Raw genomic sequence first — 19,451 nt, forward strand, 5'->3', positions numbered from 1 at the left:
TGGTACTGTGCGTCACTGGTCATGTGAACCATGACACAGTGCCCCCACAGTCCGGAGAACCCGATGTGCCAGCACCAACCGACCTGCCCCTCCGCCGAAGCCATCGACCGGGAAGCCGCCCGCGTCCTCGCCTGCTTCCCTGAGCAGGGCTGGAGCCTGCTCTGCAACGGTGTCATCGTGTTCGAGGACACCGGCGAGCTGCTCCCCGACGGCAGCAGCATCGCCCCGCACCGCGGCCCCGCCCGACACGCCCTCGTGGCCTGATCGACCACCCAGCGTCACCGAATCGCCGCCGTCGACCCAGGCTAGTCCCCCGGTACGGGACGTTCCCCGCCCAGGTCGGCGCGGCTGCCGGGGCGGCCACACCGCCCGCCCCGGCGCCCGTCGTCAGTCCTCGAACGCCTCCGGCGACGGGCACGAGCAGACCAGGTTCCGGTCGCCGTACGCGCCGTCGATGCGCCGCACCGGCGGCCAGTACTTCCCGGCCCGGTCCACCCCGGCCGGGTACGCGCCCACCGACCGCGGGTACGGGTGCGACCACTGGTCACCGCTGACCATCGCCGCGGTATGCGGCGCGTTGGCCAGGGGGTTGTCCCCCGCCGGCCACTGCCCCGACCCGACCTGCTCGATCTCCGCCCGGATCGCGATCATCGCGTCGCAGAACCGGTCCAGCTCGGCCAGGTCCTCGCTCTCGGTCGGCTCCACCATCAGCGTCCCGGCCACCGGGAACGACATCGTCGGCGCGTGGAAGCCGTAGTCGATCAGCCGCTTCGCCACGTCGTCCACGCTCACCCCGGTCGCCTTCGTCAGCGGCCGCAGGTCCAGGATGCACTCGTGCGCCACCAGGCCCTTGTTGCCGGCGTACAGCACCGGGAAGTGCCCGCGCAGCCGCGCCGCCACGTAGTTCGCGGCCAGCACCGCCACCCCGGTCGCCCGGGTCAGCCCGGCCGCGCCCATCATCCGCAGGTACGCCCACGGGATCGGCAGGATCCCCGCCGACCCGTACCTCGCCGCCGAGATCGCCGGCGTGGCGTCGACGTGCACGCCCAGCGGGTCACCGGGCAGGAACGGCGCCAGGTGCGCCCGCACCGCCACCGGACCCACACCCGGGCCGCCACCGCCGTGCGGGATGCAGAACGTCTTGTGCAGGTTCAGGTGTGACACGTCCGCGCCGAACTTGCCCGGCTTGGCGAACCCCACGAGGGCGTTGAGGTTCGCGCCGTCGACGTACACCTGCCCGCCGGCGTCGTGGACCTTCGCGCACAGCGACGCGATGCCCGTCTCGTACACCCCGTGCGTCGACGGGTACGTCACCATGATCGCGGCCAGCGCGTCGCGGTGCTTCTCGATCTTCGCGTCCAGGTCCACCAGGTCGACGTTGCCGTCGTCGTCGCAGGCCACCACGACCACCCGCATGCCGGCCATCACCGCCGACGCCGCGTTGGTGCCGTGCGCCGAGGAGGGGATCAGGCACACGTCGCGGTGCGCCTCGCCGCGGCTGCGGTGCCAGGCCCGGATGGCCAGCAGCCCGGCCAGCTCACCCTGGGAGCCGGCGTTGGGCTGCACGCTGACCGCGTCGTAACCGGTCACCTCGGCCAGCCACGACTCCAGCTGGCCGATCATCTCCCGGTACCCGGCGGTCTGCGCGTCCGGCGCGAACGGGTGGATGTGCGCGAACTCCGCCCAGCTGATCGGCTCCATCTCGGTGGTCGCGTTGAGCTTCATCGTGCACGACCCGAGCGGGATCATGCCCCGGTCCAGGGCGTAGTCGAAGTCCGACAGCCGGCGCAGGTAGCGCAGCATCGCCGTCTCGGAGTGGTGGCTGCGGAACACCGGGTGGGTGAGGAAGTCGCTGGTGCGGGCAAGACCGGTCGGCAACGCCGGGTCGACGTCGCCGTCGAACGTGGGCACGCCGAACGCCGCCCACACCGCCGCCAGGTGCTCGACGGTGGTCGTCTCGTCGCAGGACACACCAACGCGGTCCGCGTCGACCAGCCGCAGGTTGACGCCACGGTCCGCGGCGGCGGCCACCACCTCGGCGGCCCGCCCGGGCACGGTCGCGGTCACGGTGTCGAAGAACGCGACGTCCGGAACGTGCACCCCGCCGGCGCGCAGCCCGGCCGCGAGCCGCGCCGCCATGCCATGGGTACGCGCGGCGATGTCCCGCAGCCCGTCCGGGCCGTGGTAGACCGCGTACATGCCGGCCATCACCGCGAGCAGCACCTGCGCGGTGCAGATGTTGCTGGTGGCCTTCTCCCGCCGGATGTGCTGCTCGCGGGTCTGCAACGCCAGCCGGTAGGCGGGGTTGCCGTCCGCGTCGCGGGACACCCCGACCAGCCGGCCCGGCAGCATCCGCTCCAGGCCCGCGCGCACGGCCAGGTAACCGGCGTGCGGCCCACCGAAGCCCATGGGTACGCCGAAGCGCTGGGTGGTGCCGGCGGCGATGTCCGCGCCGATCTCCCCCGGCGCCCGCAGCAGCGTCAACGCCAGCAGGTCCGCCGCGACGGTGACCAGGGCGCCGACGGCGTGCGCGGCCTCGACCAGCGCCGCGTGATCGCGCACCGCGCCGGACGCCCCCGGGTACTGCAGGTGCAGGCCGAAGAACTCACCGGGCAGCTCGTCGCGTTCGACGTCGAGGACCCGCACCTCGATGCCGAGCGGCTCGGCCCGGCTGGTGATCACCGCGATGGTCTGCGGCAGCGCGTCGGCATCGACCACGTACACGGCGCTCTTGCTCTTGGACGCGCGGCGGGCCAGGGTCATCGCCTCGGCCGCGGCGGTGCCCTCGTCGAGCATCGACGCGTTCGCGGTCGCCAGGCCGGTCAGGTCGGTGACCATGGTCTGGAAGTTCAGCAGCGCCTCCAGGCGGCCCTGGCTGATCTCCGGCTGGTACGGCGTGTACGCCGTGTACCAGGCCGGGTCCTCCAGCACGTTGCGGCGGATCACCGCCGGGGTGTGCGTGCCGTGGTAGCCCAGGCCGATCATCGACACGGCGACGGTGTTGCGCGCCGCCAGGGCCCGCAGCTCGGCGATCGCCTGCGCCTCGGTGGCCGGGTCCGGCAGGTCCAGGGTGCCGTGCCAGCGGATCACCTCGGGGATCGCGGCGTCCATCAGCTCGTCGATCGAGCCATGCCCGACGACCTCCAACATCCGGCGCTCATCGTCCGGGCCGGGACCGATGTGACGGGTGGCGAACTGCTCTACGGTCATGCGGGGCGCTCCCGGGCGAGGTCGACGGATCGGCCTCCCCCTCTGTCGCACCCACAGGGCGCTCCACAGTGCCTGCCCACGAGGTCCTTTTGCCTGAGAGGTTCCGGGGAGGATTTGCCCCTTCGGCGCCGCCCTGAGTGCTGTCGGGCGGTCTCTCCCACGTGGGTGGTACCGGCATGGTCAACGCTACCAGCGCCGGTGTTTCCGGCAGATGTCCTACCCCGGGCCGGCCGTCACACCCCGACCGGAGTGACCGCCGCCGCGCCGCCGGTGACCCGCTCGGCCAGCGCCGGCAGCAACGCCCCCAACGGCGCGTCGACCCGCAGGGTGGCGTGCCCGTCACCGCGGGTCGCACCCTGGTTGACGATCGCCACCGGAATGCCCTGTTTCGCGGCACGGATCACGAACCGACGCCCCGACATCACCGTCAACGACGAGCCGAGCACCAGCAACGCCCGGGCCCGCTGCACCAGCGCGAAGCAGTGCGCCACCCGCTCGGGTGGCACCGTCTCGCCGAAGAACACCACGTCCGGTTTCAACATCCCGGCGCCGCAGATCCCGCAGTTCACGACCCGGAACGCGCCCACCTGCTCGTCAGGGAGATCCACGTCACCGTCCGGGTTGACCGCGGCGACCCGGGCCACGAAGCCCGGGTTGGCCTCGCGCAGCCGCCGGTCCAGCTCCTCGCGGGAGGTCAGGTTGCCGCAGTCCAGGCAGGTCACCTCGTCCAGGCGGCCGTGCAACTCGACCACCGGCTCGCTGCCGGCGGCCGAGTGCAGCCCGTCGACGTTCTGGGTGATCACCGCGTCGACCAGGCCGGCGCGTTGCAGCTGGGCCACCGCCCGGTGCCCGGCGTTGGGCGTGGCCCGGGCGATCAGCCGCCACCCCAGGTGGCTGCGCGCCCAGTAGCGCCGCCGCGCCAGGGGATCGCGGGTGAACGCCTGGAAGGTCATCGGGGTGTGCCGGCGGGCCACTCCGCTGGGCCCCCGGTAGTCCGGGATGCCCGACTCGGTGGACAGGCCGGCCCCGCTGAGCACCACCACCCCACCGCCGGCCACCAGCGAGGTCAACGCGTCCAGGCTCTGAGTCACCCCTCCATGCTGCCTCAACGCACCCGCCGCCGCCGAACCCCCGGGGCCTGTGGTGGTGACTACACCGCGACGATGTCGGCGATGACACAGGCGACATTGTCCGGCGCCCCTGCGGCCTGAGCCAGACCGATCAGTTCCCGCACGGTGCGCTCGGGATCGGTTGCCGCACCCAGCGTCGAGTGCAGGTCGGCACGGTCGACGACAGCGCACAGCCCGTCGGAGCACAGCAGGTACCGATCACCGGGCAGGGCGGTGCGTAGCGCAAGATCCGCCTCGACCTGCGGGCCGGCACCGAGGGCACGCACCAGCACAGCGCGCTGAGGATGCGCGGCGGCCTGGTCGCGGTCGAGCCTGCCCTGATCCACCTGAGCCTGCACCCAGGTGTGGTCCTGGGTCAGCAGGGACAGCTCACCGTCGCGCAGGAGGTAGGCCCGGGTGTCACCGATGTGCACGAGGGCCAGCTGGGAGCCGCTGCGCAGCAGCGCGGTCAGCGTGGTGACCGGCTGGTGGTCACCGGTGGCCAGCCCGCGCACGGTGCGGTCCGCGTCGGTGACCGCACCGGCGAGCATCGTCAGCAGGTCAGCAGCCGGTGCGTCGGTGAGCTCCAACGGTTTGAGGGCGTCGATGGCCGCAGCGCTGGCGGCCGCGCCGCCGGGTCCGCGCATGCCGTCAGCGACGGCAAGCAACCGCTCGCTGGCGTACGCGGCGTCCTCGTTGCTGTCACGCACGATCCCGGTGTCACAACCGGTGGCGTAGCGGACGGCAACGGTGGGATTCGCTTGAGACATGGTGGCGCCCCCTTCAGACAGGTGGTCCACGAGGATGGTGGCGAGCCGGGCGCGAGCCGCGGTGTCCGCGGACACCTGCTGCCAGTACGCGGTGATCGCCTCAGCCGCCGCCGCGGGCTCCAAGCCACAAATGATGCGGATCTCCGCCAGTGGCATGCCGATGCGACGGAGCTGCGCGACCAGCCGGGCCAACGGCAGCTGAGCCGGGTCGTAGAGCCGGTAGCCGGACTCGGGATCGACCGCGGCCGGCGGCAGGAGCCCCAGCTGGTCGTACAGGCGCAACGCCTTCGGCGTCAGTCCCGCCGCCTGAGCGAACGCCCCGATGGTCAGCAGCCCCACGTCGACATCCTCCTCGTGCCGGTCGCGGCGACCGGCACACACCAGGCTGGGGGTTGCCCGAAGGGCAAGGTCAAGGGCCTGAGCCCACGAACCCCGATCCGCTCAACACCGCCGGTAGGTTGGGCGCATGCGTGTTGTCATCGCCGGAGGTCACGGCAAGATCGCCCTGCTGCTGGAGCGTCACCTCGCCGCGCGCGGCGACACCGCCGTCGGCCTGATCCGCAACCCCGGACAGGCCGACGCGCTGCGCGCAGCCGGCGCCACCCCGCTCGTCTGCGACCTGGAACACACCGACGTCACCGACCTCGCCGCGCACCTCGACGGCGCCGACGCGGTGATCTTCGCCGCGGGCGCCGGCCCCGGCAGCGGCGCCGCCCGCAAGGACACCGTCGACCGGGCCGCCGCCGCGCTGCTCGCCGACGCCGCCACCCACGCCGGTATCCGCCGCTACCTGCTGGTCTCCTCCATGGGCGTGGACGCCCCACCGGCCGCCGGCACCGACGAGGTGTGGGCGGCGTACCTGCGGGCCAAGCGGGCCGCCGAGGACGACCTGAGCGCCCGCAACCTGGACTGGACGGTGCTGCGACCCGGCCGGCTCACCGACGACGAACCCACCGGACACGTCACCCTCGCCGCACACGCCGGGCGGGGCGCGATCACCCGCGCCGACGTGGCCCTGGTCCTCGTCGCGCTGCTCGACGAACCACGCACCGCCGGCGAGACCCTGGAACTCGTCAACGGGCCGACACCGATCGCCGACGCCATCGGTGCCATCACCGCAGGACCGGAACCGGACGCGCCACCCGGCACACCCTGACGGCGGGCCCACCGCCGCCACACCGACGTGAGGAGAGCAATGACCGCGCAGCCCCTCAACCACCGCTTCACCGCGCCGATCGAGAAGGACGGCGCCTTCACCACCTACGTGACGGTGCCCGACTCCGCGGAGCTGCTCGGCACCCGCCGCGCCGTCAAGGTCACCGGCACGATCGACGGTCACCCGTTCAGCGCCACCCTCATGCCCTCGGGCACCGGCCCGCACTGGCTGCCCATCCGCGCCGCCCTGTGCAAGCTCATCGGCAAAAGCGAGGCCGGCGCGCAGGTCACCTTCCACCTCGACCAACGCCTCAGCTGACCACGGCCCGACCTGCGCCGCTCGGGTGGGGTCCGCCCCGCGGCGAACCCCACCCGACGCTCACCGCGGCTGCTGGTGGCGCGGCAGCGCCGTCTGCCCCGCCGCGCCGACGGCGAACGGCGCCCCCGGCGTCTCCTTCGCGATCCGGTCCATCGTGCGGGCCAACTGCTCACTGCCGTCGTCGAGATGCCGCGCCGCCGCCTGCATGTGCGACACCATCATCTCGCCGAAGATCCGCAGCGCCTCCCGGGTGGCCACCGTGTCGTCGAAGCTCGACCCGGCCGAGCTGCGATAATCCGCCACCGCCCGCTCGGCCTCCTGCTTCGCCTCCTCCGCAGCCGCCTGCATGTAACTCTCGTACTGCACCCGGGCGTACTCGGCGACCCGCCGCGCGTAATCGTGCGCCTGCGCGATGATCTGCTCCGCCTCCCGTTGCGCCGCGGAGAGCAGATTCACCTCCTTGGCCGCCGGCACCTTCGCCGCCGCGCCCGTGCTCGGGATCACGCCATGCCGGTGCAACTCCACCCGGTCGTTGAGCCGCTCGTTCTCCGCGCGCAGGTGCGCGACCTGCGTCGCCAACAGGTCCAGCTCATCGGCGACCTGCACCCGGAACCGGTCCACGTCGGCGTTGTCATAACCACGCCGACCGAACGACGCCGTGCCGAACTCCCACCGCCGGACCCGGTCCGCGGTCATCCGCACCTGCACACCGCCGGCGACCTGCACACCGTCGTACCGGCTGATCGGGGTAGCGCTCACCGGACCTGCCCTCCGTTCGCGACTGCGGGGCTCGCAAGCTCACTCCTCGCGCTCACCGCACCCCGCCCTTCGTTCGCGACTGCGGGGCTCGCAAGCTCACTCCTCGCGCTCACCGAACACCTCCGGAAGTGTCACCAGCGGTCGACTGCTCCACCGCCGTACGCCAGGCCGGGCCGTACCAGTGCTTGCCCAGGCCCTCGTGGTGCACCTGCTCCGAGTGGTAACCCGCCCGGACCAACGTCTGCACCGCATGCGAAACCATCTCGTCCGAACCGCACACGTACACGTGCCGGGAGCGCCAGTCACCGTCGGCCAACGCCCGGTCCACGGCATGCACGAACTCCCCCGACCGGTTCACGTCGGCGCCCACCACGTAGGTCACCGTCAACCACGGGTACGACGACGCCAACTTGTCGATCGCGTCGCTGTCGTAGAACTCGCTGCGTGAACGGGCACCCACGTACAGGTCCACCCGCCGGCGAGAGCCCTCCGCGGCGACCTGCTCCACCAACGCCTTCACCGGCGCCCAGCCCGTGCCCGCCGCCAGCAGCAGCAGATCGCTGGAACCCGCCGACCACAACGACAGCCGATCCCCCACCGGCGCCGCCAGGTGGATGCGGTCACCCACCGCCGTGCCGTACACCAGCCGCGAGGACACCGCGCCACCCGGCGCGGCCCGCACGTGCAACTCCAGGGTGCCGTCCGCGCGCGGCGCGTTCGCCGGTGAGTAGTACCGCCACGAGCGCACCGACGGATGCGACACCCCGATCGACTGACCGGGAGTGAACGGCAGCAGGTACTGCGGGCGCACCGTCAGCACCGCCACGTCGAACGCCCGCCGCTCATGCGCGACGATCTCCGCCACCCACCACGGCGGATTCACCGTCTCCGCGGCCTGCGCGGCCTCCATCATCACCTGCGCGACCAGCCCGTACGCCGCCGCCCAGTCCTGCGCCAACTCCTCGGTCCACTGCTCGGCCAGGAAGTGCTGCAACGTCGCCAGCAGCGCCTCACCGACCGCCGGGTAGTGCTCCGCGCGGACCGCGAACTTGCGGTGGTCCGCGCCGAGGTCCCGCAGGAAACCCACCAGGTGATCCACCTGGTCCACGTTGGACACGATATGTCCGAGCGCGGTCACCAGCCGGTCCCGCTGCCCGGCCATGTTCGTCGGGAACATCTGCCGTGTCTCGGGGTGGGTCAGGAACAACGTGGAATAGAAATAGAGCGGCACCTGGTCGCCGTGCCCGCCGACCAGGGACCAACTCTGCTTGAGTCGAGCCGCGTCCACGATCAGATGCCCGGACGGTTCCCGGCGGCCACCACCTGGTCCTGCACCTGCCCCAGCACCGTCTGCACGTCGGCCAGGATGTCGGCCGGCACACCCAGCTCGGTCAGCGTCACGATCAGGTGCTCACCCACCTTGACGTAGTGCTCCACCGGGATGTTCAGCGGCTGGTGCGCCTCGGCCAACCCACGGCCGGCGTACTCGTTCGGGCCGCCCAGCACCGCGGTCAACATCAACGTCAGGTGCCGCCGCTGACCCGGCATGTTCACGTCGGCGAAGTAGCCCGCCAGGTCCGGGTCGACGAGCACCTTGTCGTAGAACAGCTCAACGGCCGCCTTGACCGAGCTGGCGCCGCCAATGCGGTCGTAGTGCGAGGCGGGAGCGGTTTCTTCGGTAACCGTCACGGTCGTTCCTTCCGGGGTGGAGGGTCGCGCGGGGTCGGCGCGGAGGGGCAGCGGCCCACCGGAGCGACGTCGTCATGCCACGGCGACACACCGGGGACCGTGACGGACCATAGCGTGTTGGCGTTTTCCGGTCAGCGCCCCCCTATCGGGTTCCCGACAGCGGCCCGACACACAGCGTCACCGCGACTGACGGAGCCATCCACAGTGGGCGAACACGACAACACCCACTGTGATCAACAGTGGGTATGGCCCGCTCCTCGACGCCGAACGGCACTCGCCAACGTGACCGTCAGTCACCGACCGGCCGTGAAAAACCAAACGTGAAAGCCGGGCGCGTCGACAGCCCGGACGGCACAACCGGCGCTCAGCCAGCCCGACGCCGCGCCCGCCGCGCCGCCAACTCGTCGCCCATCGGATCCGACCCGGACGCCACCACCGGCTCCGCCGGGCCGCTCGCCGGCTCCGCCGGCAGGTGCGACAACGAACCCTGGATCTCCTTGAACGCCCCACCGATCGCGATCCCGAACACGCCCTGGCCACCCTGCAACAGGTCGACCACCTCCTCCGGGGACCGGCACTCGTACACCGTCGTCCCATCGGAGATCAGCGTGATGCCGGCCAGGTCCTCCACCCCACGCGACCGCAGCGCCTCGATCGCCTTGCGGATGTTCTGCAGGGACACCCCCGCGTCCAACAACCGCTTCACGACCTTCAACACCACCAGGTCGCGGAACGAGTACAACCGCTGCGTCCCCGAACCCGAGGCGTCCCGCACGCTCGGCACCACCAGCGCCGTGCGCGCCCAGTAATCCAGCTGCCGGTAACTGATGCCCACCGCGTGACATGCGGTCACACCCCGGTAGCCCACCGAACCGTCACCCTCAGTCGCCACACCCGGCGACGCCACACCCGGCTCGTCCACCTTCGTACCCGGATCAGGATCCCGCGGCTCGTGCATCCGGACAACCTCCCCGTCAGTGTGGCGACGCGTCGTTTCCGGGACGCGCACCCCTCGACACGGCAACCCTATAGCCACCCTCAGGGGTTACCACGAAGGAACCGACGCGACACGCCGCTCAGCCACCGAGAAAGATCACCAGAGGCGCCACGGATCACCCACAGTGACGCCCCGGAAGAGAGCCGGGCAGAGCGGCTCAGCCCGCGAAGTCCTCCGGACGCACCTGCTCCAGGAACTCGCGGAACTTCTCCACCTCGTCCTCCTGCTCATCCGGGATGACGATCCCCGCTTCGCTGAGGACCTGCTCGGCACAACGAATCGGCGCACCGACCCGCAACGCCAACGCGATCGAATCGCTCGGCCGCGCCGACACCCGAACCCCGTCGCCGATCAACAGATCCGCGTAGAAGACGTTCTCCTTGAGCTCGGTGATCTCCACCGCCTGCAAAGGCGCCTTCAACGCCGTCAACACGTCCCGCAGAAGATCATGCGTCAACGGTCGGGCCGGCTTGACCCCCTGCTGCTCATAAGCGATAGCCGTGGCCTCGACCGCGCCGATCCAGATCGGCAGATAGCGGTCCCCCTCGACCTCCCTGAGCAGGACGATCGGCTGGTTGCTGGGCAGCTCCACCCGAACTCCGACCACGCTCAGCTCGCGCACCGCCGCCTCCGTGTCGTTGTCACCTACGCCGCACCGCGCCCTTCCCTGCACGGTACACGGACCGCGACACGGCCGTCCCATGCGCTACAGCAGCACGCCCGCGCCAGAAAGGGGTTACCCCGGCAAGCCTACGGCACGCTTCGGAAAGAGATCTTTCCGCTCAGCCACCACCCGCCGGGCACCCTCACCGACCCAACGTCGAGCGCAACCCCACCCGCACCAACGCGGCGTGCAACTGCTCCGACAACGCCACCAGCTCCCGCGCCGTCTCCGCCGCCCGCGCCCGCGCCGCCGGATCACTCTGCCGCGCCAACGGCGCCACCAACTGCGCGAACAAACCGACCTCACGGTCCGCCGCCGTCCGGTAACCCCGCAGATGCCGGGGCTCCAACCCGTACGCCGCCAACCCCGCCACCGCCGACGCGATGATCAACGCATCGCCGTCATACCACCCCGGCGGATCCGACACCAGCACACCGAGGCGCTCCAACTCGGCCAACGTCGACTCGTCGATCCCGCTGCGCGCGACCAGATCAGCCCGGCCGAGCCGCACCTGCGACGACTCGGCCGGCTCCGCCGACTCCCGACCCGGCACCGCACCATCGGGTCCCACCGCGACCAACGCCGGCCGCGACCGCCCCGGCTGCTCACCGGACGAGTCCCACTCCGCCAACTGCTCACGGATCACCCGCAACGGCAGGTACTTGTCCCGCTGCGCGGTCAGCACGAACCGCAACCGCGCCACATCGTCCCAGCTGTACTTCCGGTAACCCGCCGCCGTCCGCTGCGGCTCGACCAGCCCCTCGGCCTCGAGGAACCGCAGCTTCGAAATCGTCGTGTCCGGGAAATCCACCCGCAACTGCCCCAGCACCTCACCGATGCTCATCAGCGGCTGGGACCGGGCCGCCCCGGGTGGCGTGGAGGCCGCAGGCTCGTTCACCCCCGGCCGGCCTCCTCCTCCGGGCGCGGACCGGCGATGAACACCACCCGGAACTTACCGATCTGAACCTCGTCACCATTGCTCAACGTGGCAGCCTCGACCCGCTCACGATTCACGTACGTGCCGTTCAGGCTGCCGACGTCCCGCACCGTGAACGTGCCACCGTCACGGTGGAACTCCGCGTGCCGCCGCGACACCGTCACGTCGTCGAGGAAGATGTCACTGTCCGGGTGCCGGCCACTCGTCGTCACATCGTGGTCCAACAGGAACCGGGCACCCGCATTCGGGCCGCGACGAACCACCAGCAGCGCCATACCCGGCGGCAACGAACCGGACATCCGGCTCGGCACCACATCGGTGTCCGGCCCCTCCAGCACTTCGTCGAGCGAGCCGAGATTGAGCGTCGAAGTGACGTCGAGCGGGGGGAACTCGTCGTCTGGGCGCGTCATGGGACCACCTCACGGATCTGTTCGGTCGGCGTCGGGTAATGGCGGGTCTGGCCGCCGGGCACTTGAACACCCGGCGGCTGGCTCCCCGTGCCCGGGAAGGCAATTCCACAACGCTCAACTATTGGGTTCTCGGTCGACTGGGCGAGCCTAGCCAGCGCCGAAATGCAGGGCAACCGGACGCGCGCAGACATCGCACGCACCGGATCAAGCACACTCAGCCTTCGGTGATCTTGCGGTACGCGCCCGCCGTCAGCAACCCGTCCACCGCAGTCGGATCATTCGGGGTGATCTCCACCAACCAACCCTCGCCATACGGCTCCGTGTTGATCAGCTCAGGCGTGTCACCCAGCGCCTCGTTGCGCGCCGCCACCGTACCGGCCACCGGCGCGTAGATCTCCGACACGCTCTTGGTCGACTCGATCTCACCCAACGAGTCACCGGCGGCCACCACAGCACCCGCCTCGGGCAACTGCACGTACACGATGTCACCCAACGCGTCCTGCGCGAAGTGCGTGATGCCGACCCGGACCGAACCGGTGCCGTCACCCGCCACCCACTCGTGCTCGGCGGTGTATCGCAGATCCTCGGGAATCACCAGACGCGTCCTTCATCCATCGGTGCCCCGGACCACCCGGGCCCGGCGCGGCCGCGCCGGTCAGGAGACCGGACGGGCGTGTTCCAGCTTGATCGGCGCGTGCAGCGCCGAAACCTCGACAACCCCACGCTCCTCAACGGTCACGTTACCGCCGACACCCTGGACCGACGCGACCACCCCACCAGGAATGTTCAACGCCGTGCGCATCGTCGCCGGGTCACCGATCACCGTGATCGTGTACGGCGCCACCAACCGACGCCCCTCCACCACCAACGACCCGTTCTCCCCGTCCAGGAAGTACGTCGAGGCGATGATCCGCGCCGTCGCCCGATCACTCCCGGAGATCTGCATCGCCTCCGCGCCGGCACCCCGCAGCTCCTGCACCGCGTCCAGCACCTGGTTCGCCGAGATCGGCTTACCGCCGCCAGCGTCGAACCGCACGGTCAACCCCGGCCCCGTCGCCGGCAACGTGCCCGCCAGGATGCCCAACTCGTCCGCCCGCCGCGTCGCCTCGTCCAACGCCGCCTGCCGCCCCTGCTCACCCGAGCGCAGCTGCCGCTGGCTGTCCTCCAACGCCCGGATGTCCTGCTGCAACCGGTTCTCCCGGGCATCCAGGTCCGACAGGATCCGCACCAGGTCCTCCTGGCGCGTCGCCCCCAGCGTCGGATCCGTCGACGTCGTCTTGAGCTGCACCACCAGCGTGAAGCCCAGCAGCGCCAACAACGCCACGATCATCACCCCGGCCGTGCTCCACCGGAACCGACCCAACGCCAGCGACCTCGCCGACGCCACCGGCTCCTCAGCCGGCCCCGACGACCCGTCCGACCGCGATACCGCGCTCAAATCCGCCGTCGCGTCCTCGTCGACCGAAGCCACCGCGGACTCCTCAGCCGGCGGCTCCGGCTCACCCTCCGCCGGCCCGTGCGGCGCCAGCGGACTCAGCTCGTCCGGATCCGGCGCGTCCGGCCGCGGATCCGGCTCACCCGCCGGCCCACCCGGGCGCACCGGACCCGCCGGCTGCGGCCACCCGGTACCCGTCTCGGTCTGCTCGTCGCTCATCGCCATCAAACCTACGCCCGGAACAGGTGCCGACGGATCGCCGCCACGTTGCCGAAAATCCGCACCCCGAGCACGACCACCACACCGGTGGACAACTGACCGCCCACCCCCAACTGGTCACCGAGATACACGATCAGACCAGCGACCAGCACATTCGAGATGAACGACACCACGAACTGCTTGTCGTCGAAGATCCGGTCCAGCTTCGCCCGCACCCCACCGAACACCGCGTCCAACGCGGCCACCACCGCGATCGGCAGGTACGGCTGCAACGCCGCCGGCACGGTCGGATCGAGCCACACGCCGAGCACCACACCGGCGAGCAACGCCAGCACCGCGATCATCGGCCACCTCCGGAGGGGCTAGAGGTCGGCCCCGAGCCGGACGGCCCGGGACTGCCGGAACGGCCAACCGACGCGGAGGGGCTCGGACTGACCGACGGCTTGGCGTAGCGTAGCTGCGGCTCCGGAGCGGCCGGCAGGGTGAGGTCCTCCGCCTCCCGCACCCCGAACGACAAGCCCGTCGTCCGCGCGACATCCTGCATCAGCGCCGCGCTCCGGCTGTCCTCGAACCGCCGCTGCAACGAGCCCGGGCCGATCGCCGACACCTCGTACGGACCGGTCACCGGCCGGAAGTCCACCAGGATCGCCTCACCCGCCAACCGGATCGTCGACGTCGAGGTCAACCGCTGCCCGTTGATGGCGATCGCCTCCGCGCCCGCGCTCCACAACGCGTTCGCCACCCCCTGCAGGTCGCTGTAGAGCACCCGCGGCGGCCCCGCGCCCGCGCCGGTCACCGCGTCCTGGTTACCCGGCGCGTCGGCCAGCCGCACCACCACGCCGTCCCCGCGTACCCGACCCAGCCCGGTGCTCGCCTCCAGGTTGCGCAACCGCGCTGCGGCCGAACCACTCAGCGCCGCGTCCCGCTGCCGGCTGACCTCCTCGCGCAGCTCGTCGGCGCGCGTCGAGAGCCGGTCGGTCTCGCTCACCCGATCCTTGATCTGCGCCACCAGCCCGGAGCGTGCCTGGCTGCGCCCCGGCTCGTCCTCCATCGTCTGCCGGTACGCGACCGCGAAGAGGAAGCCCAGCACCACCACCACGACCAGGCTGACCGAACGCGCCGGCCAGGCCCGCCACCCCTTTGGCGCATCGGCCGGCCGCGACCGCCTGGCGGCCGCCGCGTCGGCGTAGCCCGGGTCGAGCGGGTTGCGGAACAGCTCGGTGAGGAAGTCCGGCGCGTACACCCGCTCCGGCCGGTTGCCCCTGGGCCGCGGCGCGCTGCTGTGCTCAGTGGTGCGCTCGCTGCGCTCGCTCACGCCGCCGCTCCCGGGCCTCGTGCCGCGCGCACCAGCCGGGCGGCCTGCACCACGTACATTCCGCCGGCCACCCAGTAGAGCACCAGCCCCCACCAGGCCAGCCCCCAGCCGATCGCGGCGGCCGCCGTCGCCACACCGGTCGACGCGGTGGCCAGCAGCAGCACCGGGAACGCGGCGAGCAGCAGGAACGTGGCGGTCTTGCCCACGTAGTGCACCGGCGGCGGCCCGTACCCGTAGCGGCGCAGCACCGCCAGCGAACCGAGCAGCAGCAACTCCCGGGCCAGCAGCGCCGCGGTGAACTGCCACGGCACCACCTCCCGGGCGGTGAAGGCGATCAGCGTGGCGAGGATGTAGAGCCGGTCGGCGAGCGGGTCGAGCAACTCCCCGAGCCTGCTGACCTGGCGCAACCGGCGGGCGATCCAGCCGTCCACCCAGTCGGTGGTGCCACCGATGGCCAGCACGACGATCGCCGCCACGTCGGCGCGGGCGACCAGGAACAGGTAGAGGAAGAGCGGCACGCCCAGCAGGCGCCCGAAGCTGATCAGGTTGGGCAGGGTGAGCACCTGGTCACCGGGGGTCTGGTCACCGGTGTCTCGCGGATGCTCTGCCCGAGCCGGCCGACGCGACACCGAACCTCCTCCGCGGCACGCCCCGGCGCCCGGCCGACGTCGGACGTGGCGGAGGTCGTACGCGCTGTCGGGCCGGCCACCGCCGGCTCCCCTGCGGCCCCGGACGGGACCTCTTCCCTGACGCGGCCCGCGATCTCGATGATCACGGGCCGGGTGAGTGCGCTGCCACTATATCGGGCTTCCGCCCGCGCCCTGGGTGCCGCCGCCGGCCGTTCGGTGCGGCTTTGCCGCACTGTGGCGTGGATCACCACGCGTAAAGCGTCCTAGGATACTGATGGAAGGACTTGGCGCGGAGTCAGGCGGTGCGCACCGCGGAGTCGGTCTGCTGCTCCGGCGCCGCCTGCGTCGCCGCCCGACCGAACGCGAGCAGCGCGAGCAGCAGGTCGTGCTGCACGCGCGGCGGCATCCGGTCCAGCACGACCTGTACCGCACGCTGCCGCCGTTCGGCCAGCTCTCGCAGCAGGGTCTGTGCGGCGGCGGTCGGCACCAACCGCACCTCGCGCCGGTCGCGCGGATCGGCCACCCTGCGGAGCAGCCCGGTCGCCTCCAGCCGGTCGCAGAGGCGGCTGGCAGAGGAGGGCACCACGTCCAACAGCTCAGCCAACCGGTTGACGTTGGTCTCCGCCCGGCTGCTGATCAGCGCCAGGACCCGCAACTGGGTCGGCGGCACCGGGTGTCGCGACGCCGCCGACTCGAGCACGGCGATCAGCGTCTCGGCTGCCGTGTCGATCGCCGAGGCGAGATCCGCAGGTCGCTCCACCCGATGTCCCCTGCCGTCGTCGCGCTGATGCCCGCCCGGTGGAGCGGCGGCGACTCTCACCCGCCGTCCCGTTCGCGCGGACCGTGCCAGTCCAGGCAGACCACGACGGCATCGTCGCGCAGATCGGAGTCCACGTGGTAGGCATGCAGTTCGCGCATCACCGTACCAACCGCCTCGGTCGCCGGCTGCAACCGCGTGGCGCGCAGGGAACGGGTCATCATCCGCTGCCCGTACGGCTCCCGGCCCACCGGCTCGGCGGCCCATACCCCGTCGCTGACCACGAAGACGCGGTCCCCCGGCTCGAGCTGGAACTCCTGCAGCTCGTAGCGGGTCTCGGCGAACATGCCCAGCGGCAGCTGCTGCTCCAGCTTCAGCGGCTCGACGGCCGCGCCCCGCAGCCGAAACATCTGTGGCGAACCGGCGTCGACGGCCCGTACTCGCCCGGTGCCGGTGTCCAGCTCGAGCAGCAGGGTGGCCACGTGCCGGCGACCCCGGTGCTGGTAGAACACCGTGTCCGAGGCCAGTTCCGCCTGCTCCACCAGGCCGCCGCCGGAGCGGCGCGCGTTGCGCATCGCGTTCACGGTGACCGCGGTCAGCAGCGACGCGGCCAGCCCGCTGCCCTCGCCGTTGAGCACCGTCACGGTGAGCCGGTCGCTGTCCAGCGACCAGTCGAAGTGGTCTCCACCGACGGTGTACGCCGGTTCGAGCTGGCCCGCCAGATGGAACGCGCGGTGTGCCACGCTGCGCCCGGGCAGCAGGTCCCACTGCATCTCGGCGGCCATGCTCAGCCGCTCGCGGCGTCGGATTTGGCGGTACCGGTCGGTCTCGCGCTCCGCGGCCCGCATCGCCATCGCCAGGGCACCGGCGATGTCCGCGGCGACACCGGTGACGGCCGGGCCCGGTACGGCCGGCAGCTCGATCAGCAGCACGCCCAGGCGCTCCCCCCACACCGTCAGCGGCAGGTAGAGCCGGCACGGGCCCTCATTGGCGGCGTCGCGTACCGGTTGCTGGCTGCTGAAACAGCGCTGCGCCACGGTGTGGCAGGCCAGGAAGCCGGCCGCCGGCAGGTCCGGGTCCAGCACCGGCCAGAGCCCGCTGATCCGGTAGTCGGCGACGAACACGTCGGTGCGCACCGCCCCCAGCGTCGAGCGGATCGCCCGGTCCGCGGCCTCCGCCAGCTGGTCGGGCGGGGCCTCGCGCAGCGCACGCGACACCACGTCCGGCGCGTCCACCATGGTCGTCCTCTCCAGAAGCTTGCTACAGGGCAAGCATCATACGGACGCCCACGGACAGGCCGTCGGCGCGGTCGTGGGGGTCAGTCGGTGCCGCGGGTCGCCAACACGCCGTGGAACGCGTCCGGCACCGATGCCGGCGGGCCGTCCGGCCGCCACCGGCTGACCGGGACGATGCCGTCCGTCGTCGGCGTCCACCGACCCAGCAGTGGCGCGAACGCGGCCGGCGCGCGCATCCGAAAGGCCGGCCCCATCATCGCCAGCGCCTCCGGATGATCGGCCAGCTCCTCGGTGTCGAAGTCCACCGCGAGCATGCTGCCCGGCGCTGCGGCGTCGTACAGCTCGTCGAGGGTGCGGGCCAGCGTGTCGTCGTCGAGGAACGCGGCCAGCCCGAGGAAGATCACCCCGACCGGCCTACGGCCCCAGCCCGGGACGAAGCGGTGCAGCTGCGCCGGGTCGACGGTGCCGATGTCGGTGGCGTCACCGTAGCCGTAGCCGGCCCGGTCGCTGCCGGCGAGGATGCGCTGCCCCAGCCGGATGGTGACCGGGTCGACGTCGGTGTAGAGCACGGTGGCCTCGGCGGCGACCTCGTGCACGTTGCCCATCGTGGGCACTCCCGCGCCGAAGACCAGGAACCCGTCGACGCCCTGCTCGGTGATGGCCCGCACCGCCCGGCCGAGAAAGGCCCGCAGCTCCCGGAACACCGGCGCGCGCGGCCCGTACGCCTGCTCGAACGCGGTCGCGGCGGCCACGTCGACCGGGAAGTGGTGATCACCGCCGAGCCAGAAGTCGATCACGCGGGCCGTGCTCGGCTGGTCCGGTTCACCCATCGACGACGCTCCCTCCCGGCTGGTCGTCGCCAGCGTACCGACCCGGAGGCTCTGGGCGGTATCGCTCCGCCGGGCCGTCCCCGGCCGCGATACTGGCCCCGGCGGGAGGTGCCCGGTGAACTCGGCGAACAGCGCGGCGGTGGTGGTCGGCGTGGACGGCTCGGAGCCGTCCCTGCGCGCGGTCCGCCTGGCCGCCACGGAGGCCGCCCGCCGACACCGGCCGCTTCGCGTGGTGCACGGGTTCATCTGGCCGCTGTTGCACGTGCCGGTCTCCCCCGCCCCGGACGCGCCACCCGGCGGCGGTCTGCGCCACCAGGCTGAGGAACTCGTCGCCGCCGCGGTGGCCGAGGCCCAGGCCACCGCACCCGGGCTGACGATCTCCGGCGAGATCATCGACGGCGAGGCCGCCGCGGTGCTGGTGGGCGAATCACCCACCGCCGCGCTCATCGTGCTCGGCGGCCGGGGGCTGGGCGGATTCGCCTCGCTGGTGCTCGGCTCGGTGGCGGTGCAGGTCGCCGCGTACGCCGACTGCCCGGTGCTGGTGGCCCGCGGCGCGGAACGGTCCGACGAGCCGGTGCTGGTCGGCATGGATGGTTCGGCGGCGTCCCGGCTCGCCGCCGAGTTCGCCGCCGAGGCCGCCGTGGCGCGGGGCGTGCCGCTGCTGGCGGTGCACGCCTACCGACACCCGGCGAGCACCGGCCCGGGCGACATGCAGCCCCTGGTGTACGACGAGGCGCGGCTGCAGGGCGAGGAGGATCGGGTGCTCGCCGAGTCGCTGGCCGGACTGACCGAGCGCTGTCCGGGGCTGCGGCTGACCTGGCGGTCGGTGCACGGCCGGGCCGGCGCCGTGCTCGCCGAGGCGTCCGAGTCCGCCCAGTTGGTGGTCGTCGGCGGGCAGGGGCGCGGCGAGGTGACCGGGTTGCTGCTGGGGTCGGTGAGCCAGTCGGTGCTGCACCACGCCCGGTGCCCCGTCGCCGTGGTCCGCGGACCCCGTTGACCCCCGGGGTTGGCC

The 19,451-nt window shown here is 71.9% G+C and carries 22 protein-coding genes and 1 riboswitch; of the genes, 4 read left to right on the top strand and 18 right to left on the bottom strand.

The window, feature by feature from the left end:
* Window positions 1-63: 63 nt before the first annotated feature.
* The gene (locus BUS84_RS08210) at window positions 64-264 is read left to right on the top strand and encodes a DUF5999 family protein (RefSeq protein ID WP_074310192.1); all 201 of its coding nucleotides are present in this window, start codon (window positions 64-66) and stop codon (window positions 262-264) included.
* 123 nt (window positions 265-387) lie between these two features.
* On the opposite strand, the gene gcvP is transcribed toward BUS84_RS08210, so the two are convergent.
* The 3 genes from gcvP to BUS84_RS08225 form a co-directional block, all read right to left on the bottom strand.
* Window positions 388-3,210, bottom strand: a complete 2,823-nt coding sequence (gene gcvP / locus BUS84_RS08215; protein ID WP_074310194.1) for an aminomethyl-transferring glycine dehydrogenase — start codon at window positions 3,208-3,210, stop codon at window positions 388-390.
* A gap of 71 nt (window positions 3,211-3,281) precedes the next feature.
* Window positions 3,282-3,380: riboswitch (glycine riboswitch) on the bottom strand.
* A gap of 63 nt (window positions 3,381-3,443) precedes the next feature.
* A complete protein-coding gene (locus BUS84_RS08220) occupies window positions 3,444-4,301 on the bottom strand; it encodes an NAD-dependent protein deacetylase (RefSeq protein ID WP_074310196.1) in 858 nt (285 codons plus the stop codon).
* A gap of 59 nt (window positions 4,302-4,360) precedes the next feature.
* On the bottom strand, window positions 4,361-5,428 hold the full coding sequence (locus BUS84_RS08225; protein ID WP_074312310.1) for a MerR family transcriptional regulator: 1,068 nt from the start codon (window positions 5,426-5,428) through the stop codon (window positions 4,361-4,363).
* Window positions 5,429-5,555: 127 nt separating this feature from the next.
* Here BUS84_RS08225 and BUS84_RS08230 point away from each other — a divergent pair, with 127 nt between their 5' ends.
* Both BUS84_RS08230 and BUS84_RS08235 read left to right on the top strand, forming a co-directional pair.
* Complete coding sequence (locus tag BUS84_RS08230; protein WP_074310198.1) at window positions 5,556-6,245, top strand: SDR family oxidoreductase; 690 nt, start codon at window positions 5,556-5,558, stop codon at window positions 6,243-6,245.
* Between the two features lie 39 nt (window positions 6,246-6,284).
* Complete coding sequence (locus BUS84_RS08235) at window positions 6,285-6,563, top strand: DUF1905 domain-containing protein (RefSeq protein WP_074310200.1); 279 nt, start codon at window positions 6,285-6,287, stop codon at window positions 6,561-6,563.
* Between the two features lie 60 nt (window positions 6,564-6,623).
* Here BUS84_RS08235 and BUS84_RS08240 read toward each other — a convergent pair whose 3' ends face one another.
* The 15 genes from BUS84_RS08240 to BUS84_RS08310 form a co-directional block, all read right to left on the bottom strand.
* Window positions 6,624-7,322, bottom strand: a complete 699-nt coding sequence (locus BUS84_RS08240; protein WP_074310202.1) for a DivIVA domain-containing protein — start codon at window positions 7,320-7,322, stop codon at window positions 6,624-6,626.
* Window positions 7,323-7,431: 109 nt separating this feature from the next.
* Window positions 7,432-8,610, bottom strand: a complete 1,179-nt coding sequence (locus tag BUS84_RS08245) for a globin domain-containing protein (protein WP_074310204.1) — start codon at window positions 8,608-8,610, stop codon at window positions 7,432-7,434.
* Window positions 8,611-8,612: 2 nt separating this feature from the next.
* A complete protein-coding gene (locus tag BUS84_RS08250) occupies window positions 8,613-9,011 on the bottom strand; it encodes a group I truncated hemoglobin (protein WP_074310206.1) in 399 nt (132 codons plus the stop codon).
* Window positions 9,012-9,375: 364 nt separating this feature from the next.
* Window positions 9,376-9,969 carry a MerR family transcriptional regulator gene (locus tag BUS84_RS08255; RefSeq protein WP_074310208.1) on the bottom strand — a complete coding sequence of 198 codons (594 nt, stop codon included), beginning with the start codon at window positions 9,967-9,969 and terminating at the stop codon, window positions 9,376-9,378.
* Window positions 9,970-10,165: 196 nt separating this feature from the next.
* Complete coding sequence (locus tag BUS84_RS08260; protein ID WP_074310210.1) at window positions 10,166-10,630, bottom strand: bifunctional nuclease family protein; 465 nt, start codon at window positions 10,628-10,630, stop codon at window positions 10,166-10,168.
* A 184-nt stretch (window positions 10,631-10,814) separates the two neighbouring features.
* A complete protein-coding gene (gene ftsR, locus BUS84_RS08265; protein WP_172899233.1) occupies window positions 10,815-11,516 on the bottom strand; it encodes a transcriptional regulator FtsR in 702 nt (233 codons plus the stop codon).
* 50 nt (window positions 11,517-11,566) lie between these two features.
* Window positions 11,567-12,019, bottom strand: a complete 453-nt coding sequence (gene odhI, locus BUS84_RS08270) for an oxoglutarate dehydrogenase inhibitor Odhl (RefSeq protein WP_007071101.1) — start codon at window positions 12,017-12,019, stop codon at window positions 11,567-11,569.
* Between the two features lie 214 nt (window positions 12,020-12,233).
* The gene (gcvH, locus tag BUS84_RS08275; protein ID WP_074310214.1) at window positions 12,234-12,614 is read right to left on the bottom strand and encodes a glycine cleavage system protein GcvH; all 381 of its coding nucleotides are present in this window, start codon (window positions 12,612-12,614) and stop codon (window positions 12,234-12,236) included.
* Between the two features lie 60 nt (window positions 12,615-12,674).
* Window positions 12,675-13,673 carry a DUF881 domain-containing protein gene (locus BUS84_RS08280; protein WP_074312312.1) on the bottom strand — a complete coding sequence of 333 codons (999 nt, stop codon included), beginning with the start codon at window positions 13,671-13,673 and terminating at the stop codon, window positions 12,675-12,677.
* 11 nt (window positions 13,674-13,684) lie between these two features.
* Window positions 13,685-14,017, bottom strand: coding sequence for a small basic family protein (locus BUS84_RS08285; RefSeq protein ID WP_007460356.1), 333 nt, complete (start codon window positions 14,015-14,017; stop codon window positions 13,685-13,687).
* Window positions 14,014-14,916 (bottom strand): DUF881 domain-containing protein, encoded by a 903-nt coding sequence (locus tag BUS84_RS08290; protein WP_074312314.1) that lies wholly within the window; start codon window positions 14,914-14,916, stop codon window positions 14,014-14,016. Before BUS84_RS08290 ends, BUS84_RS08285 begins: the two co-directional genes overlap by 4 nt.
* 68 nt (window positions 14,917-14,984) lie before the next feature.
* Window positions 14,985-15,617: a cardiolipin synthase ClsA gene (gene clsA / locus BUS84_RS08295; protein WP_074310216.1), complete on the bottom strand. Its 633-nt coding sequence runs from the start codon at window positions 15,615-15,617 to the stop codon at window positions 14,985-14,987.
* Between the two features lie 295 nt (window positions 15,618-15,912).
* Window positions 15,913-16,377, bottom strand: a complete 465-nt coding sequence (locus BUS84_RS08300) for a MarR family winged helix-turn-helix transcriptional regulator (protein ID WP_074310218.1) — start codon at window positions 16,375-16,377, stop codon at window positions 15,913-15,915.
* 56 nt (window positions 16,378-16,433) lie between these two features.
* Window positions 16,434-17,612 (bottom strand): PP2C family protein-serine/threonine phosphatase, encoded by a 1,179-nt coding sequence (locus BUS84_RS08305; protein ID WP_074310220.1) that lies wholly within the window; start codon window positions 17,610-17,612, stop codon window positions 16,434-16,436.
* 80 nt (window positions 17,613-17,692) lie between these two features.
* Window positions 17,693-18,439: an SAM-dependent methyltransferase gene (locus BUS84_RS08310; protein ID WP_074310223.1), complete on the bottom strand. Its 747-nt coding sequence runs from the start codon at window positions 18,437-18,439 to the stop codon at window positions 17,693-17,695.
* A gap of 115 nt (window positions 18,440-18,554) precedes the next feature.
* Between BUS84_RS08310 and BUS84_RS08315 the strand changes: the two genes are divergently transcribed.
* On the top strand, window positions 18,555-19,436 hold the full coding sequence (locus BUS84_RS08315; protein WP_074310225.1) for a universal stress protein: 882 nt from the start codon (window positions 18,555-18,557) through the stop codon (window positions 19,434-19,436).
* Window positions 19,437-19,451 lie beyond the last annotated feature (15 nt).

It is taken from the genome of Micromonospora cremea (genome assembly GCF_900143515.1).
Lineage (GTDB): Bacteria > Actinomycetota > Actinomycetes > Mycobacteriales > Micromonosporaceae > Micromonospora > Micromonospora cremea.